This is a genomic window from Taibaiella koreensis (genome assembly GCF_003545715.1).
Taxonomy (GTDB): domain Bacteria; phylum Bacteroidota; class Bacteroidia; order Chitinophagales; family Chitinophagaceae; genus Taibaiella; species Taibaiella koreensis.
The window spans coordinates 358,247-376,271 of sequence record NZ_QVNU01000007.1 but is presented as its reverse complement, the minus strand read 5'-3'; the positions used below and the strand labels follow the sequence as shown (position 1 = coordinate 376,271).

General features: G+C 50.6%; 12 protein-coding genes. 2 read left to right on the top strand and 10 right to left on the bottom strand.

Annotated elements, in window-relative coordinates:
* Positions 1 to 36: 36 nt before the first annotated feature.
* Positions 37 to 3,174 (top strand): efflux RND transporter permease subunit, encoded by a 3,138-nt coding sequence (locus tag DZK30_RS21845; RefSeq protein ID WP_118976311.1) that lies wholly within the window; start codon positions 37 to 39, stop codon positions 3,172 to 3,174.
* Positions 3,175 to 3,285: 111 nt separating this feature from the next.
* On the opposite strand, the gene DZK30_RS21840 is transcribed toward DZK30_RS21845, so the two are convergent.
* The 7 genes from DZK30_RS21840 to DZK30_RS21810 all read right to left on the bottom strand — a co-directional run bounded on the left by DZK30_RS21840 (position 3,286) and on the right by DZK30_RS21810 (position 9,515).
* A complete protein-coding gene (locus DZK30_RS21840; RefSeq protein ID WP_162903320.1) occupies positions 3,286 to 3,972 on the bottom strand; it encodes a hypothetical protein in 687 nt (228 codons plus the stop codon).
* Positions 3,973 to 4,132: 160 nt separating this feature from the next.
* Positions 4,133 to 4,714 carry a 50S ribosomal protein L25 gene (locus DZK30_RS21835; RefSeq protein WP_118976309.1) on the bottom strand — a complete coding sequence of 194 codons (582 nt, stop codon included), beginning with the start codon at positions 4,712 to 4,714 and terminating at the stop codon, positions 4,133 to 4,135.
* A 156-nt stretch (positions 4,715 to 4,870) separates the two neighbouring features.
* Positions 4,871 to 5,821 (bottom strand): ribose-phosphate pyrophosphokinase, encoded by a 951-nt coding sequence (locus tag DZK30_RS21830; protein ID WP_118976308.1) that lies wholly within the window; start codon positions 5,819 to 5,821, stop codon positions 4,871 to 4,873.
* A gap of 465 nt (positions 5,822 to 6,286) precedes the next feature.
* Positions 6,287 to 7,438: a molecular chaperone DnaJ gene (gene dnaJ, locus DZK30_RS21825; protein ID WP_118976307.1), complete on the bottom strand. Its 1,152-nt coding sequence runs from the start codon at positions 7,436 to 7,438 to the stop codon at positions 6,287 to 6,289.
* A 37-nt stretch (positions 7,439 to 7,475) separates the two neighbouring features.
* Positions 7,476 to 7,823 carry a hypothetical protein gene (locus DZK30_RS21820; RefSeq protein ID WP_162903319.1) on the bottom strand — a complete coding sequence of 116 codons (348 nt, stop codon included), beginning with the start codon at positions 7,821 to 7,823 and terminating at the stop codon, positions 7,476 to 7,478.
* Positions 7,824 to 7,836: 13 nt separating this feature from the next.
* Complete coding sequence (locus DZK30_RS21815; protein WP_205529525.1) at positions 7,837 to 8,439, bottom strand: nucleotide exchange factor GrpE; 603 nt, start codon at positions 8,437 to 8,439, stop codon at positions 7,837 to 7,839.
* A gap of 113 nt (positions 8,440 to 8,552) precedes the next feature.
* Positions 8,553 to 9,515 (bottom strand): polyprenyl synthetase family protein, encoded by a 963-nt coding sequence (locus DZK30_RS21810; protein WP_118976304.1) that lies wholly within the window; start codon positions 9,513 to 9,515, stop codon positions 8,553 to 8,555.
* Positions 9,516 to 9,852: 337 nt separating this feature from the next.
* Here DZK30_RS21810 and DZK30_RS21805 point away from each other — a divergent pair, with 337 nt between their 5' ends.
* The gene (locus DZK30_RS21805) at positions 9,853 to 10,752 is read left to right on the top strand and encodes a murein L,D-transpeptidase catalytic domain family protein (protein ID WP_118976303.1); all 900 of its coding nucleotides are present in this window, start codon (positions 9,853 to 9,855) and stop codon (positions 10,750 to 10,752) included.
* 161 nt (positions 10,753 to 10,913) lie between these two features.
* On the opposite strand, the gene DZK30_RS21800 is transcribed toward DZK30_RS21805, so the two are convergent.
* The 3 genes from DZK30_RS21800 to DZK30_RS21790 form a co-directional block, all read right to left on the bottom strand.
* Complete coding sequence (locus tag DZK30_RS21800; RefSeq protein WP_118976302.1) at positions 10,914 to 12,695, bottom strand: hypothetical protein; 1,782 nt, start codon at positions 12,693 to 12,695, stop codon at positions 10,914 to 10,916.
* 222 nt (positions 12,696 to 12,917) lie between these two features.
* Positions 12,918 to 15,185: a zinc-dependent metalloprotease gene (locus tag DZK30_RS21795; protein WP_118976301.1), complete on the bottom strand. Its 2,268-nt coding sequence runs from the start codon at positions 15,183 to 15,185 to the stop codon at positions 12,918 to 12,920.
* A 142-nt stretch (positions 15,186 to 15,327) separates the two neighbouring features.
* The gene (locus DZK30_RS21790) at positions 15,328 to 17,595 is read right to left on the bottom strand and encodes an aconitate hydratase (RefSeq protein WP_118976300.1); all 2,268 of its coding nucleotides are present in this window, start codon (positions 17,593 to 17,595) and stop codon (positions 15,328 to 15,330) included.
* Positions 17,596 to 18,025: the final 430 nt, after the last annotated feature.

Sequence of the window (18,025 nt, the reverse complement as noted above, 5' to 3'; positions counted from 1 at the left end):
TAGCTTTCGCCATATTTTTCCCACAAACGATAATCAATGAATAAAGTCATAAAGCAAATCATTCATTTCTCGCTAAGGCACAGGTACCTGGTCTTCTTCCTGACCGCGGTGCTGGCAGTGATCGGCTTCATTAGCTACCGCAACACGCCTATCGAGACCTTTCCAGATGTGACCAATACCCAGATCATCATCATTACGCAATGGCCGGGACGCAGCGCCGAAGAGGTGGAACGCTTCGTCACCGTTCCGCTGGAAACCGCCATGAACTCGGTGCAAAAAAAGATTAACCTCCGCTCGACTTCTTCCTTTGGCCTTTCCTACGTACGGCTGATCTTCGACGACGATGTAGACGACGCCTTTGCCCGCCAGCAGGTATTCAGCCGGCTCAACGACGCCGACCTTCCCGACGGCATCAAGCCCGATGTGCAGCCGCCCTATGGCCCTACGGGTGAGGTATACCGCTATACCCTCGAAAGCAAGAGCCGCGATATAAGAGAGCTTAATACTATACAGGAATGGGTACTCGACCGCCGCTTTAAATCGATTCCCGGCGTAGCCGATGTAAACACCTTCAGCGGTGGTGAAAAGATATACGAAATACGGGTAAATCCCAATAGCATCAACCACTACGGCCTGACGGCACTCGATGTATACGAGGCCGTCAACAAAAGCAATATCAATGTGGGCGGCGATGTGATCGAACGCAACGGACAAGCTTTTATTGTAAGGGGCATAGGCCTGCTCAACAACGTGGATGAGATCAAGAATGTGATCGTGACGAAGATCAACGGCGTGCCCATCCTGGTCAAAAACCTGGCCGATGTAGTAGAAACCGAAAAACCCAGGCTGGGACAGGTACACCGCGACAACAAGGACGATGTGGTAGAAGGGATCGTAGTGATGCGCAAGGGTGAGAATGCAGCAGAGGTATTGGGACGCATCCATGATAAAGTGAAAGATCTGAATGAGAATATCCTGCCCAAGGATGTCAAGATCGTTCCCTTCTACGACCGTACCACACTGATGGACTTCGCCACAGAGACCGTGCTGCACAACCTGTTTGAAGGTATCGTATTGGTAACCGTGATCGTGCTCCTCTTTATGGCCGACTGGCGCACCACGCTTATCGTGAGCCTGATCGTGCCGCTGGCGCTGCTTTTCGCCTTTATGCTGATGCGTATGCGCGGCATGACCGCCAACCTCTTATCGATGGGTGCTGTCGATTTCGGTATCATTATCGATGGTGCGGTCGTCATGGTCGAGGGCATCTTTGTAGCGCTCGACCATAAAGCAAAAGAGGTAGGCATGGAACGCTTCAACAAGCTGGCCAAGCTGGGACTGTTCAAGCAGGTGGGCACCGAAATGGGCAAGGCGATCTTCTTCTCCAAGCTCATCATCATTACCTGTCTTATTCCCATCTTTGCATTCCAGAAAGTTGAAGGTAAAATGTTTTCTCCGCTAGCCTTTACCCTTGGCTTTGCCTTGCTGGGTGCGCTTATCTATACACTTACCTTCGTGCCTGCCTTTGCCAGTGTGCTGCTGCGTAAGAACGTTAAGGAAAAGCATAACATCCTCGTCTCTTTCTTCGAAAAGAACATCGGGAACGCTTTTCGCTGGGTATTCAGACATCAGCGTCTCAGCCTCATCGCAGCAGTTTCCTTTATGGTGCTCACCTTCTTTTCCTCCAAATTCCTGGGCTCCGAATTCCTGCCCGAGCTGGACGAAGGCGCACTGTGGGTAAAAGCGCAGCTGCCTATGAGCGCTTCGCTGGAACAGTCCAACGATATGGCCCGCAAGATGATGAGCATCATTGAAAAGTATCCCGAGGTCAATCATACGCTGGCACAGGTGGGCCGTACGGTCGACGGTACCGATCCTAAAGGTTTTTTCAATGTAGAGATCGCGGTCGACCTGAAACAGAAAAAAGACTGGCCCAAAGGCGTGACTACAGAAAGCCTGGTTGAGGATATGAACAAGAAGCTGAGCCAGTTTCCCGGCATCCTGTTCAACTACTCGCAGCCTATACGCGACAACGTAGAAGAGGCCGTGGCTGGTGTGCCGGCATCGCTTGCGGTCAAGATCTTCGGTCAGGATTTCAATACGCTCAATGGCCTGGCCAACCAGGTGATGGATCAGTTGCGTACTGTCCAGGGCGTAGAGGACCTGGGCGTATTGCGTAATCTGGGCCAGCCCGAATTCCGTATCGAGCTCAACCAGCAGAAAATGGCTTTGTATGGCGTCAGCATTACCGATGCCAACTCCGTGATCGAAATGGCGATCGGTGGTAAAGCAGCCACTCAGCTTTACGAAGGCGAACGCAAGTTTGACATCCGTATCCGCTACGATAAGGAATTCCGGAATACGGAAGAAAAGATCGAGCAGCTGATGGTACCTACCCAGGACGGCTCCAAGATCCCCATTAAGGAGATCAGCGAGATCAAGGTGCTGACCGGTCCTTCGTTTGTATACCGTGACAACAACTCGCGTTATATCCCGGTAAAATTCTCCGTACGTGGCCGCGACCTGGGCAGCACTATTAAAGAGGCACAGGAAAAAGTAAAAGCCCATGTAAAGCTGCCCAAGGGCTATGACCTTACCTGGAACGGTGAATTTGAAAATGCACAAAGGGCATCCAAAACACTGTCCAACGTGGTACCGTTGTGCCTGCTGGGCATCTTCATGATCCTGTTCGTACTGTTCGGTAATGTAAAGGACTCAGTATTGACATTGATGAACGTGCCTTTCGCGCTTATAGGCGGTATCCTGGCCCTGCACATCACCGGTATGAATTTCAGCATCAGCGCCGGTATCGGCTTTATTGCCCTCTTCGGAGTGTGTATCCAGAACGGCGTTATCCTCATCAGTGTATTTAAGAAAAACCTGGAGGCCAAGATACCGATCAAAGAAGCATTGGAACAGGGTGTGATCGCCCGTACCCGGCCCGTGGTCATGACAGCCCTGATGGCAGCCATAGGCCTGCTGCCGGCGGCGATCAGCACAGGCATTGGTTCCGAGACCCAAAAGCCCCTGGCCATTGTGGTGATCGGCGGCCTGGTTACCTCCACCATATTGACACTGCTCATCCTTCCTATATTGTATTACAAAGCTTACAACCTTATTCATAAAAGGGAGAACCGTAAGCTGCTCAAAAAGATTGGCGCTGTAGGCCAATAACAGATAATGGCCGCTTTTTCCAATCCGGCCTTGTTCTTATTTTTTGTTGGAAACGGCCGCTTCTGTTCAGAGGCGGCCTTTCTTTATTATCGCCTCAGATTCCCGGGTACACTAAAGATCACAGCGATAATCCAGCTTCAGCTGCCAGTTTAAAAAGAAGGCGCTTCGAAGAAATGCCACATCCCGCTGGCGAAGGTCCCACAACAGGACCTTATCATTTATCTTCTGGTAGGTAAGCTTAGAACGGAAGCGATGCACAAAACGGAAGATCTCTCTGCTGCTCGCCTCGCCGGCGCATCTGGGTTTCATGAAAAAATAGAAATAGGGAATAGCCTCTTTCAACAACAGGCGCTCACCGATATCCAGTATCAGGCGGCGCCGCACGGTTCCATACCAGGTAGCCCTCCCCTTTTCCACAATATACTCCGGATCCAGCCGGATAAAACTATCGCCTGAAGGGAAAGGCAGCAGGAGAAAAAAGTCGTATTCCGGCCTGCTGGTTCCGGTAAGCGCTAGCGCTTCTTTCACGTATTCGAAAGGGATCACAGCCGAATGCAGGTACAGCACCGAATCGACGCGCTGCGGGACCAGGATACCGAGTTGCTCGGTACAAAGCAACATGCTGCCCATACGTGAGCCATAGCGCAACAGGTTAAAGGAAGACATCTCCTGCTTCTTGCCTGCATGAGCCTCGATCGTAACCAAAGGTATTTCCTGCGAATGAATATCGCTTTCCTGGGCAAAAGCGTTGATAGTACAACGCAATAATACTAACAGGCAACAAACAGACCGTTTCATAGATTAGGGTAGCGCATTCAGATCAGCGGTTCTAATGCAATATGCTTTAACGCATCTTCCCCATGAAGGTATATGCAGGAGGACACAATTAACATGTTCCGGTTTGCACAAAAAAATGCCGCACCAGACGGTACGGCATTCGTAAGCAAAATGCAATAGCTTATTTACCTTTCTTTTCTTCGGTTTCGGCCTGACGCAGCGCACGGGTCATTACTACCGAAGCGATAGGCTGACGGGCTGGATTCATCAGCTCCACATTGTCTATCTTTACGTCCTCTACACGAATGTTACCATTCAGCTCCAGGTTGGTAATATCAACATCAATGGAGGCCACCAGATTTTCAGGCAGCGTACGTACCTTCAGAGATTTCATTTTGATTACCAGACGGCCACCGGCTTTTACACCTTCAGACTGTCCGTGGAAGTTCAGCGGCAGGTTGGCAACCACTTTGCGGCCTTCTACCAGCTCCAGGAAGTCGATGTGGTTCAGCGCGTCGGTTACCACGTCAAATTGCTTGTCCTTAAGGACAGTGCGATAGGACTTACCGTCAACTTTGATCTCGGCGATCAGGAACTCGGGGGTATACACCAGGCCACGGAAAGCCATAACGGGTGCAGAGAAATGAATCTCTTCCTTACCACCATAAATTACGCCTAATACTTGTCCTTGTGAACGCAGATCACGGGCTGCTTTTTTACCCATGTCGGTCCTCGGTTGTCCTTCAATAACAACAGATTTCATTTTTGTGTGATTTTTTACTACCCAAAGTCAAATGTGGTCCCGGCGAACATCTGTACTCTAAGCTGCTTTTAAAAAAAATAAAGGTGTGGCGGCATAGCCGGCCGGGTTTTCTTGCTTAAACAGTCATTTTATACTATCCTGTTACAGTACAGGCGCTTATTTATTTTTTCTCTGGCTGTGGATGAACAGGGAATGGATCGATTTATTCTCGAACGTATTCCTGATCGCAATAGCAAACAATTCGGCTGTGCTCAGTACTTCGATCTTGCTGCATTGCTGCTTCAGCGGGATGGTATCGCATACCACCATGCTTTCCAACTCAGAATTTTCAATATTCTCATACGCCTTGCCACTCAATACGGGGTGGGTACAGAAAGCGCGCACGCTCAGGGCTCCCCTTTCTTTCAGTATGGCCGCAGACTTGGACAAGGTACCTGCAGTATCGCAGATATCGTCGATCAGCACCACATTCCGGTTGGCCACATCACCGATCACCGTCATGGAAGCGATCTCGTTAGCACGCTTACGATGCTTGTCGCAGATCACCATTTCCGCATTGAAATAGCTGGCCACCTCACGCACCCTGTTGGTGCTACCTACGTCGGGGGACGCAAAGGTAAGGTTTTCCAGATTTAATCTTTCAATATATGGGATAAAAATAGCGGAGCTGTCCAGGTGGTCCACAGGGATGTCGAAAAATCCCTGGATCTGGGGCGCATGCAGGTCCATGGTCATTACCCGGTCTGCACCGGCTGTCGTCAGCAGGTTGGCTACCAGCTTGGAAGCGATGGAAACGCGGGGCTTATCTTTCCGGTCCTGGCGGGCAAAGCCGAAGTAAGGGATCACCGCAGTGATGTAGCCGGCGGAAGCACGCTTCGCAGCATCGATCATCATCAGCAATTCCATCAGGTTATCGGAAGGCGAGAAAGTCGATTGTACCAGGAAAACATAATCGCCGCGGATCGACTCCTGGAATACAGGCTGGAACTCGCCATCGCTGAATTTCTGGACGTTGATATCGCCCAGCTTATCCCCGTAGGCATTAGCGATCTTGCTGGCTAAGTATTCGGAATTGGTACCGGAAAAGATTTTAACCGAAGGTTGCATTGAGAAAATGGAATGAGGGCGCAAAGGTAGGAATAAAATCAGGATTCTGGTGTAGCCGGATTATTTTTTTGTTACGTAAGAACAGACGAGCACCTTGCATAGGTTGCCGTATAGCTAAGGCGTGCCGTTCAGGTTGCTAGCGTGCTTTCAAGCGGAGCCGGCTTTCCGTTCTGGTCGCTGCGTGTACCGACCGGCAGGTTCGATATGGGAAAACGGTCGGGATACAGCGCAGCGGGAAGAGGTTTTCCCACATCTCTGAGCTATACATCACCCTTGTCGTTCAGGTCGCTAGCGTGCTTTCAAGCGGAGCCGGCTTTCCGTTCAGGTCGCTGTGCGCCCCGACCGGCGTGCCGCAGCCCTTGCCGTTTAGGTCGCTGCGCGCCCCGACCGGCGGGTTTGATACGGGGAAAAGGGTAGCATAAAAAAGGGCGCCCTACGCGCCCTTAAAATTTTCCACCCCGCTGTTTAGCTGAAGGCATCTTTTATTTTTTCAAAAAAGCTACGCTCTTTACGGGCTTCTTCACCAGGCTCGAAATTGACTGAGTCTTTCAGCTTCTCGATTGCGCGGCGTTCGTCGTCAGTCATCTGCTGCGGCGTCCATACCTTTACCTGTACCAGTTGATCGCCCCTTCCGTAACTGTTGATCTCGGGAAAACCTTTGCCTTTCAGCCTGAAAATTTTGCCGCTTTGTGTTCCGGCAGGAATCTTGATCTTGGCTTTACCATCAATAGTCGGCACCTCTACCTGTGTGCCGAATATCACATCGTAGAAGGACAAGGGCAGCACATACTGCACGTCGTTGCCGTCGCGAGCCAGTTCGGCATGCTTTTCCTCTTCGATCAGGATCAGCAGGTCGCCTGGCATACCGCCGCGCTCGCCCACATTACCTCTGCCGCTCATGCTGAGCTGCATACCATCCTGTACGCCGGCCGGCACATCGATCGTAATCGTCTCTTCTCCGAAAACACGACCTTCGCCCTTACAAACAGTACATTTGGCGGTAACTACCGAGCCTTCGCCATTACAGGTAGGGCAAGCAGTTACCGTCTGCATCTGCCCCAGGAATGTGCTTTGTACCCTGCGCACCTGGCCGCTGCCATTACAGGTCGTACAGGTTTGCACAGCGTTCTTGTCCTTGGCGCCGCTGCCGTTACAGGTGCTGCAATGCACATGTTTCTTCACTTTGATCTTTTTGGTAGCACCATGGGCGATCTCGGCATAAGACATTTTGAGCTTTACCCGGAGATTGGAACCCCTTGAGCCCCTACGCCCACCCCCTTGGCGGCCGCCACCGAAAAAGCTACCAAACATATCGTCGCCGAAAATATCGCCAAAGTTGGAGAAGATATCTTCCATACGCATGCCGCCGCCAAAGCCGCCACCGGCAGCTCCACTCATACCGGCATGGCCGAAACGGTCGTACTGAGCCCGCTTATTGCTATCGCTCAATATTTCGTATGCTTCAGCCGCCTCTTTGAATTTCTCTTCAGCGGCGCTGTCACCGGCATTCCGGTCGGGGTGATACTGCATAGCCACTTTACGGTATGCCTTCTTGATCTCATCGGCCGATGCTCCCTTCTGGACACCCAGCACTTCGTAATAATCTCTCTTGCTCATATACGTACCTGTTCCGGCAGAACAGCGCTTTAAAATTTTAATTGTACTGTTTCGATCTCTTTCTTTTCCACCATCCGCTGGCCAGTATGCCCAGGCCTACCATGCTCCACAGCAACCAGGCCGTTCCGTCCCTTCCTGTTGTGGCCGCATAAGCGACACCACCCAATCCTATGGTCGTTACCACGCCACCTTCCTGCATTCTTGTCTTTGCCAAGCGCCTGGCTTCGGCTACCTTAAGCGTTTTGTCTACGATAGCAGGTATCCTTTGCTCACTCACCTTTCTCCCCCTCAGGTACGCCTGAAGATCGGCATCCGGCACATCGCCTCTTTGCTTCAGGCAGTCCAGGATCAGTTGCCTTTCTTCGGCAGGAATCGCTGCTTTCATAGGGACGAAAGCATTATTTGCCAACCACCACTTTGGCGTGGCGGATAATCTTGTCGTTCAGGTAGTAGCCTTTTTGTACCTCATCCAGCACTTTGCCTTTTAGCGCTTCAGTGGGTGCGGGGATCTCGGTAATGGCTTCATGCAACTCTGTATCGAATTCCTGCTCTTTACTTTCCATCGCTTTCAGCCCTCTTTGTTGCAGTATATTCTTTAATTTATTAAAAACCAATTGAACGCCTTCTTTAATTAAATTCAGATCGTCGCTGGTTTCCATTTGCTTCATGGCACGTTCCGAATCGTCAACTACATCAAGCAAAGATTTAATTACGTCTTCTCCTGCATTCTTGATCAGCTCTATACGCTCTTTAGCATTACGCTTACGGAAGTTGTCAAAATCCGCTACCAGGCGCAAATATTTATCATTGGACTCCCTGAGCTGGCCTTCCAGTTGCTGCACTGGCCCGTCCTCTTCATTGGCCATTTCGTCATTTAAATGTGTCGTACCTGCCAAACTATCATCCGCATTAAAGCTCATGGCTGCTTCGTCTATATTTTGTTGATTCGTTTCGTCCTTGCTTTGGGCCTCATTCTGAAGCTCTTGGTCTTTGTTACTCATACGCTTTTTTTTATTGAAAGGGTTAAACCGGTTCATTTTATAGTTTGAGTGTTCAATTTACTTGCCAAATCTTCTTTTTTGTCAATTTGACATTATTTAAAGCCCTCTGTTCCTTAGTATTGCCGGTTCAGCAGCCAGGCGGCAAGCTGGCGCAAGGGCTGCTTCCGGTCATCGGGCAAATTGATCTTATCCAGGTGTGCAAATGAATATTCCGAATATTGGTTGATAATATTCCGGCTATGCTCATCTATATTAAGATCGAGGTACAATCGCCGCATACCATCCACTCTTTCATCCTCTTCTTTCTGCATCAGCTCGGTCATCACAGGATGCGCTTCGGCAACTTCCCTTGTCTTCAGCGCCAGGAAGGTCTTTTTATTGGCCCTGATATCGCCCCCTGGCTTTTTGCCAATCTTTTCCTCTGCACCGAAGGTATCAAGATAATCATCCTGTAGCTGGAAGGCAATGCCCATATTTTTTCCGAATTCATAGAGGTGCCGGGCATCTTCATCCGGTGCACCTGTAACAATGGCGCCGATCTGCAGGCTGGCCGCCAGCAATACAGAGGTCTTCAACTCGATCATTTTCAGGTATTCGTCAATAGAGACTTCTTCCTGTGCCTCGAAATCCATATCCCATTGCTGCCCTTCGCATACTTCGATCGCGGTTTTATTAAAGACCTGGAATACCTTTTGCAGATACTCCGGTTTTACCATTCCCAGGCAGTGATAGGCAAATATCCCCATCACGTCGCCCGACAGGATACCGGTGGTCAGACCGTATTTGGCATGTACCGTAGGCTTGCCCCTGCGCAAAGGCGCCTTATCCATAATATCGTCGTGGATAAGGGTGAAATTGTGGAATAGCTCCACAGCCATGGCGGCATGGTAAGCATCGTCGTTAACGCCGCCAAACAGTTCTCCCGCCATCAGGCATAAGGCGGGGCGCACCCTTTTGCCACCTGCTTCAAGCAGGTAGCGGCAAGGCTCATACAATTGCTCCTGGTGGCCGGGGAAAGGCAGGGATGCCTTTAGATATTGTTCGAAGAGTAAGGAAATCTCCTGGAAGCTGCGCATACGATCCATTTCTTGGTGCGCAAAGCTAAGAAGAAACGGGCAGCTTAGAGGCGCTTTCTAGCCCAGGCACAAAAAGCCTGCCGGACAGGAACATGCGTTCTATACTAAAGAAACCATAAAAGTAAAGCCTCTTCCGCCTTTTATGTACCATATACCGAAAATGCCCGCATAATTCATACCCAGTCACTTAAAATAGTTTTGTCATAAGTTCATGACATATAAATCGGATTTATCTATGTTTAAATAGCATCAAGGGGTTGTTTATTTTATCACAATTAGATACTTTTGAACAATTGGGCTATTATTTATTCATTAAAAAATAAAATAAAAGGGGCTTATGCAAAAAATCAGAGTGGGTTTGTTGATGATTGTGATGTGTGCATCTTCATTTTTTGTACAAGTAGTGAAAGGGGAAGAAAATTCAAGATTTAATAATCCCCGAACAGGTGTTAACCAGAAAGCCGACCAGGTTTATAACCAGATAGATTTTGGAAAAAACGAGCCGCTCTCCAGGGAAGTGTTCCGTAAAGCCTACACCGGCTACCTCAATTTAAAAGAAGCAGGTAAGTTGGACCAGGCGCATGCCATGCTCAGCATCTGCGATTTCAGTCTTTCGGCCAATGTAAAGCGACTTTGGGTAATCGACCTGGAGCGCGCCAGGGTGATGTTCCATACATTGGTGGCTCATGGACAAGGTACCGGTGAAGAATTCGCCGTTAACTTTTCCAATCGTGAAAATTCTCATCAAAGCAGCCTGGGATTTTATGTTACCGAAGAAACCTACGATGGTGATAATGGTTACTCCCTGAAGCTGAACGGCATGGATAATGGCTATAACGACGCCGCTTACAGCCGCGCTATCGTGATGCATGGCGCCGACTATGTATGCGAATCTTATATCCGCGACAACAAGCGCCTGGGCCGCAGCTGGGGATGCCCGGCCATACCTGTAACACAAAGCAAGGCGATCATTAATACGATCAAGGAGGGTACCTGCCTGTACATTTATTATCCCAGCCGCGCTTACCTGGCACAGTCTGTCTGGCTCAACCGTATGCCCCAGGTTTCGGAGGATGAGCTGATCAAAGGCGAATTCCAGAAGCTGAACAAACAAAGCAATAATCCCGCCATGGTGACCAGGACGCTGGCCCAGGCCGACTCCAACCTGGATGTTGCTCCCCCGGCGTCGCAGCTACCTTCTTACCAGGGCGTACAGCTGGCCGTAGGCGCACAGTAATCAGACTTATCATTTTACCGGGTAATGATCATATGCCTATACAAAAACAGGCTGACCTTCAGGGTCAGCCTGTTTTTATGTACTTGCTGTGATACCTTCAAAATCAATCCCCAGCCGCCGTTCAGACCGCTATCGCGTTCCGACCGGCGCATGCCCGCAGGTTATTGCCTGACCAGGCGACGGGTTTCCCGTATCGTCCCATCGGCCGAATGGGCTGAAAGAGCATATATGCCGGATGCCAGTTCGGGTAATGCCCAAGACAATGTTTGCGCTCCTCCATTAAGTACAAAGGAATGAGCGCCTACCTGGCGGCCGTCCATACCTGTCAATACCAGATCCAGCTGCGTGGCGCCAGGAGTGGTTATGTCTAGCTTCAGGAGATTATTCCCTTTGTCCAATAGCGTAGGATACACTTTAAAATCGCTCTCCATGGTCATTTCTCCTACACCTTTATATTGGCTACCGGTGCCGGAACACTGGTTGTAGGTGGTAGATACAGGCGAAAGATCGAGAAAATCGAGTGTGGGCATACAAACAATGTCATAATCTCCATGTGGGTTGGAAGAGAAAACCGGGATTATGGTACCCTGTTTTACCGGGTATTCTTCAGCGCCGCAGGTACTCCCGTTGATATCGGTAGCAATCATCCTGATCTCTTTCGTTGCGCTTTTGGCTGCGGCAAAAACAAGCTGTTCCTTACCGGTAAGCGGGTCGCTGATGCTTACCGGTTGGGTAGCGGCCAGGGTGCTGGTATAGATATTAAAGCGCTTGAAAAACGTGGCACTCCCGGTAGACTTATCCACGCGTAGCAAGCAGGCATTTTTTTCCGGGATACTTGGGTTCGGGGGAGATGGCATGATGCTGCAGGAAATGAAATAACCTTTATAGCCTTTGTCCTGCATGATGCCCGTAGCATAATTTTCGGTTGTCTGATCCACCCAATAGTAGTTCGTCCGCAAATGATTCATGGTAACCGCGTCAAAGCGGCTGAGAGCGATTTGCGAAGCCGTAGGAACGCCGACAACATTATTGTCGCCCATGGTGTAAGCCAGAACAAAGTTATTGTTCACCGGGTCAAAGATAACATCATGGTTGAAGCTATAGGTGGGCACGATCAGCTCCCGGTAATTATCAACAATGCCTCCGCTGTTGTCGATAGTCATCAAAAAGGATGCTGAACCACCGGGGAACCGCTCTCTGGCCCCCACGATCAGGTATTTACCTAAGCCATAGCGGATCACCGAAGGACTGATGAGCAGGCCCGTCATGGCCGGTGAGCCTATAGCTGCGCGGGTAGCCATATTTACAGAATACTTTTTGTCCCACATAACGTTTCCCGTACCATCGATACGCAATACATTCAGGATACAGTCCTGATCGTAAGGCGGTAAGATGGTTTGCTGGCTTGATGCCGCTATGATATAAGATTCTCCGGGCGCATCCTGCACCTGTTCGATACAGACACCTTTCCCAAGCTGTGAGGTGCCATAACGTGCGGTATTGCAGGGATACTCCCTTATCCACAGGAAATTGCCTGTATTGTCGAACCGGGCAGCGAAGGGCTGCTGGACAAATAGTCCGCTCCGGGGTGCACATACACCTACCACAATATAGCCGCCGCTCGCTGCACGGATCACCTGCTGCGGGATCACATAAAGGTCAGGTCGCCGGTAGAGGGTCTCGAAGAGAATATTCCCGTTAATATCCAACTCCCGGAGCAGGATATTATCGTTAGGCGAGGCTCCCATGACCGGGTCATAAGTGATGTCCGTTGCCAGCAGTACCGAAGTGCCGGGATTTGCCGCGATAAGGTCGACGGCGCCAACCGGCATGGCGGCGGGATTGAACGACTGGTAGGTACGCACATATTGGGCCGATACCGGCGCCGGCAATAAATTACTGCAGGCCAGGGCCAGTAGCAGCACAAAGTTCCGTTTTTTCATAAAAGAATGTTTTACAAGTGGGTATAAGGTAAAAATACCAATGTACTATACCAGATACCAAGTACCATTGAGCAGGTGCTGCCGGTAGACAATAAATGTATCCAGCCGGCAATAAGCGTAAACGACAGAAAGAAGACCAAAGAAAGACTGCCGGAACAGGGCGGCACAAAAAAAGCTGCCCATTTCGGGGCAGCCTTGAAAATAAACAACAACTATCGGTCTTTATTGCTTAACGAAACGGCCGTTGAAGGAGGCGCCGTCGTTGGTATAGCGAACGGTATACACACCGCTGGCCAGCCGGGATACATTCAGCTGAATAGTACCTTGCGTCGCGACAGCATTGTCCCTGCTCAGCACTACCCTTCCCAGGTGATCGTAAACCGTCACGGCGTTGCGGGAAGACTTCACTATCGCCGGCAGCGCAATATTCAGCTCGCTGTTGGTGGGATTGGGATAGATCATAAGCTCCTGTTCTTTTGCCAGAGGATCGTTGATACCTACTTCCAGTTTCTTAAAGCCCAGGCTACCACCGAATACGCCATAATTGCTGGAGAATTCGGCATATTTATAGCTGCCCTGGGTGCCCAGGCGCCAGTGTGTCGCATCGGCTGTATTGCCATTGGTATAGATGCTTACGGCGCTGGCCGAAGCCGTTGCGGGACTGGCTGCTGCTGCCTGGCTTTTGAAGGCCACAGCGGACAATTCGCTGGCCTGTGCGAGCTCAGGAATAGAACCTTTAATATCGAGCACATCCTGGTCCAAAAAAGGGAAGCGGATCAATACGGCTGCCGTAGGCTGGCTGCTCAGGGTCACGTTCCAGCTACGGTTGGCTTCTTTCCAGCCGCCGGTGGCATAGGGTGCGGTTACGGTACGGCCGGTATTGGTGCCATAAGCAGCCTCTGTGGTCACTTTGACCTGGAATCCGGCCTGGTCCACATTACCGATATTCTGTCCGTTGGTCTGGATCATCAACACCATTTCGTCATCGGTATCGATTGCGGTATTGTTATCGTTGTAGTAGTATGTCCATTGACCGTCGGTACACTGGCGGTTGGCGATGCTCACTTTGCTGGCGGAGGCAATCGTTGTATCGGGCACTGCCGTGGAAATACAGGGACTGGAGCTCATGCTCTCGCGTAGCAGATCGCCGGGCAGGGGGCCAAAGCCCAGGGCCAGGTTGATACCGAAGCTGGTGAGGTGACAATAGCTCATTACCGTTCCGCCCGAAGGATCGGGATCGGGACCGGGAGCACAGGTTCCATCTTCTACAGGGTAGCAGTCGTCTATGGGACCACCGGGCCATGAGCAGCTGTGAGTATGCGGCGAGCCTATATTGTGTCCCATCTCATGAGCCGATGCTTCTACATCCCAGGAGAATATAGGCAATTGTGGAATGGGGTCCAGGATATAGTTGTCAGAGATACCGAAAGGTCCTACCCATACATTGCCCATACCCGGCTGATTAAACTGCGCGGGCGGCATACAAATGGTTCCCAGCCAGGCCACGCCGCCCAGGGGCGGGAAGCCGCTCTGCTCGTAGGCAGTAACCAGGTGCGCGATATCGCCGTTAAAGCTGCTGTGCACCTGCGCTCCGAAATGCATCAGCACTTCCCTGGAGCTACCGAAGGTATAACCGTCCGGCGCACTGTTCACTACTGTTTCAGATACTACCGCATTGATATCTTCATTGCTGTATAGCGTAGAAATCACATTGAAAAGCGCCAACAGATAGCTGGTAGCACCGGCTACGCTATTGCCCCTCTTTTGATAAGTAAGGTAATCGGCATTCATCGATACCCGCAGCTTGGCACAATTGGCAAAGCTGCCTCTTGCTGCCGTTTGCTTGTGTTTTTGCATACTTTCCATAGCCTCTGTCACACCACAAGGGAAAGCTTTGCGGGTTTTGATATCAGCCTCGCGGAACAGCAGGTAATGATCTCTTTGCGGACCAGGATTTACATAATCCAACACCAGGTTGTAGTTACCTCCGTCTGGTGTGCTGACTACCGCGGCAACATCGTCGCCGGTAAAGGTGAAGGCAGCCAGGGAACGGTTTTGATCATCGACGATACCCCGGTAAAAGGTACCGGTAGCTATCGAAACTTCCCTTTTCTGCCCATCGGCACCTCTTTCATAAGTCTTGAACCCATTGTCCAGGATGCTATAGCTGTTCAGGGTAAAAGGCAGGGTCTTACCGTTGTCGAGGGGCAGCGTCAGGCGAACCAGGGGGGCCTTTGCCGCAACCAGTGTCTTCAGCGCTGTCTTGTCCAGCTTCAGGTAAACCACATTATTGATCTCTTTGTCGACAAGCGGATCGCGTTCAGCCAGTGGTGTAAACAGCCCATAAGCCACGGCATCCCGCATCTCCAGCTCGTTCTTGATCGCGGTAGCCAGCCGGTTAGGCTTTTGCTGCGCCTGTGCGCTCATGACCGTCAGCATCGCCGCAGCCAGGATACCTGATGACCAGGTTTTCATCTGTATCGATTTCATTTTTTACCAGATAGAATAAAATTCCCTGCGAAAGTATTGCAAATTATATTACTGTAGAAGACATATCCATGTCTTAATAAAAACAATAAAAAAACAGCAGGAAATCCCTGCTGTTTTTGACAAAAAATCCTTATGGAAATGATCAGGCTACGCCGAATTCTTTGCGGATGATATTCAGGGCACTACCGGCCTTAAACCATTCGATCTGCTGCTGGTTGTAGGTATGGTTTACCACAATCTCATCTTTGGTACCGTCCTTATGGTTAGCCACCACGGTAAGCGGCACACCCGGGGCAAAGGTAGTGAGGCCCAGCACATCGATCGTATCGTCTTCCTGGATCTTATTGTAATCGTCGTTGTTGTTGAAGGTCACGCCCAGCATGCCCTGCTTCTTCAGGTTGGTCTCATGGATACGGGCAAAGGATTTTACCAGCACCACACGCACACCCAGGTGACGGGGCTCCATAGCCGCATGCTCACGGCTGGATCCTTCACCATAGTTCTCGTCGCCTACCACGATAGAGCCGATGCCTGCGGCTTTATAGGCACGCTGCACTTCCGGTACCGGTGCGTAATCTCCCGTCAGTTCGTTCTTTACGCTATTGGTCTTATCGTTAAAGTAGTTGGTGGCGCCAATGAGCATGTTGTTGGAGATATTGTCCAGGTGGCCGCGGAATTTCAACCAGGGGCCGGCCATGGAAATATGATCCGTAGTACACTTACCTTTTGCCTTGATCAGGAGCTTCAATCCTTTCAGGTCGGTACCTTCCCAGACCGGGAAGGGCACCAGCAGCTGAAGCCTTTGCGACTCGGGCGATACGATCACCTGGATACTACTGCCGTCTTCGGCGGGCGCCTGGAAACCAGGATCGTCCACTGCAAAGCCTTTGGGAGGCAGTTCGTAGCCCGTAGGTGCATCTAATTTTACCTGCTCGCCGGCCTCGTTGGTCAGGCTATCGGTAAGCGGGTTGAAGGTAAGATCGCCGGCAATAGCCAGGGCAGTCACTACTTCGGGGGAGCCTACGAAAGCGTAAGTATTGGGGTTGCCATCCTGGCGGGCGGCAAAGTTGCGGTTGAAAGAGTGGATGATTGTATTTTTTTCCTTTTTATCGGCGCCTTCGCGGGCCCACATACCGATACAGGGACCGCAGGCGTTGGCAAATACCGTACCGCCGATCTTACCAAAGGTATCAATGAAACCGTCGCGCTCGATGGTAAAACGTACCTGCTCCGAGCCAGGGGTGATGGTATAAGCGGCTTTTGCCTTCAGGTTCTTATCTACTGCCTGCTGGGCCAGGTTGGCTGCACGGCTGATGTCTTCATAGGAAGAGTTGGTGCAGGAACCGATAAGGCCTACTTCAAGTCTGGTGGGCCATCCGTTGGCTGCTGCTGCATCCTTCATTTTTGAAATGGGCGTAGCCAGATCGGGAGAGAAGGGTCCGTTGATATAAGGTTCCAGGGTAGAAAGATCGAGCTCGATCACCTGGTCGAAATATTGTGCGGGGTTGGCATATACTTCCGGATCGCCGGTAAGGTGTTCCTTAATGCCATTGGCCAGGTCGGCTATTGCAGCGCGGCCTGTAGCACGAAGGTAGCGCTCCATGCTTTCGTCGTATCCGAAAGTCGAAGTGGTCGCTCCTATTTCGGCGCCCATATTGCCTATGGTGCCTTTACCGGTACAGCTGATATTGGTAGCGCCTTCGCCAAAATACTCTACGATGGCGCCGGTACCACCTTTAACGGTGAGCTTACCTGCTACCCAGAGAATGATATCTTTAGGGGTTGCCCAGCCATTGAGCTTGCCTTTGAGGTGTACGCCGATCAGCTTGGGCATCTTCAGCTCCCAGGGCAGGCCTGCCATTACATCGCAGGCATCGGCACCGCCTACGCCGATGGCGATCATACCAAGACCGCCGGCATTGGGCGTATGGGAGTCGGTCCCTATCATCATACCACCGGGAAAAGCATAGTTTTCCAATACCACCTGGTGAATAATGCCCGCACCCGCTTTCCAGAAGCCGAGACCGTAACGATCGGAAACGGAGGAAAGAAAATCGTATACTTCTTTATTGGAGTCCACGGCTACCTGCAGATCTTTGTCAGCCTCTACTTTGGCCTGGATCAGGTGGTCGCAGTGAACAGTGGAAGGCACCGCTACTTTGTCGCGTCCGCAAGTCATGAACTGAAGCAATGCCATCTGCGCCGTCGCATCCTGCATCGCTACCCTGTCAGGACGGAAGTCCACATAAGCCTTGCCCCGCTCGTAAGCGGCAGTCGCAGGCTTGTCCAGGTGCGCGTAAAGGATTTTTTCCGTCAGGGTCAACGGACGTCCGAGCAATTGGCGGGCAATTTGCACTTTGCCCGGCATTTCAGCGTAAACTTTTTGGATGAGATCTAAGTCGAAAGCCATTTTTAAAAAGAAGATTTGAAAAACATTGAATATTGTAGGGATCAGGAGGGGTATTTTTAGACCAGTCAAGATTTAATTCGTCCCTTCTCCTAAACCGGCACGCAAATTTACTTCATAAAAAAGAGAAAAGAAAAAAAAGACAGGATTATGACAATTGTTTTTTCTGATTTCACTATCCTATAGCATTATGGCCTGCAGTCATTGATCTTAATCAACAAAAAAAAAGGATCATTTGCGGTTGCCATGCTTTTGCCTACATTGAAAAACATGCGTATACTTCCTCGCAGCGGGGGATGATTCTGAATATGCCCAAGCTTTATCCGTATGGTAAAACACGAGTATACCTCCTCGCAGCGACGCTGTGCCCGCAGCGAGGGAACAATGCTGAATATGCCCCAAGCTTTATCTGTATGGTAAAACACGAGTATGC

Excerpts from the sequence above, each read along its gene's own strand:
- DZK30_RS21845 (WP_118976311.1), top strand. The coding sequence starts at position 37 with ATGAATAAAGTCATAAAGCAAATCATTCATTTCTCGCTAAGGCACAGG.
- DZK30_RS21840 (WP_162903320.1), bottom strand. The coding sequence starts at position 3,972 with ATGAAACGGTCTGTTTGTTGCCTGTTAGTATTATTGCGTTGTACTATC.
- DZK30_RS21835 (WP_118976309.1), bottom strand. The coding sequence starts at position 4,714 with ATGAAATCTGTTGTTATTGAAGGACAACCGAGGACCGACATGGGTAAA.
- DZK30_RS21830 (WP_118976308.1), bottom strand. The coding sequence starts at position 5,821 with ATGCAACCTTCGGTTAAAATCTTTTCCGGTACCAATTCCGAATACTTA.
- dnaJ (WP_118976307.1), bottom strand. The coding sequence starts at position 7,438 with ATGAGCAAGAGAGATTATTACGAAGTGCTGGGTGTCCAGAAGGGAGCA.
- DZK30_RS21820 (WP_162903319.1), bottom strand. The coding sequence starts at position 7,823 with ATGAAAGCAGCGATTCCTGCCGAAGAAAGGCAACTGATCCTGGACTGC.
- DZK30_RS21815 (WP_205529525.1), bottom strand. The coding sequence starts at position 8,439 with ATGAGTAACAAAGACCAAGAGCTTCAGAATGAGGCCCAAAGCAAGGAC.
- DZK30_RS21810 (WP_118976304.1), bottom strand. The coding sequence starts at position 9,515 with ATGCGCAGCTTCCAGGAGATTTCCTTACTCTTCGAACAATATCTAAAG.
- DZK30_RS21805 (WP_118976303.1), top strand. The coding sequence starts at position 9,853 with ATGCAAAAAATCAGAGTGGGTTTGTTGATGATTGTGATGTGTGCATCT.
- DZK30_RS21800 (WP_118976302.1), bottom strand. The coding sequence starts at position 12,695 with ATGAAAAAACGGAACTTTGTGCTGCTACTGGCCCTGGCCTGCAGTAAT.
- DZK30_RS21795 (WP_118976301.1), bottom strand. The coding sequence starts at position 15,185 with ATGAAATCGATACAGATGAAAACCTGGTCATCAGGTATCCTGGCTGCG.
- DZK30_RS21790 (WP_118976300.1), bottom strand. The coding sequence starts at position 17,595 with ATGGCTTTCGACTTAGATCTCATCCAAAAAGTTTACGCTGAAATGCCG.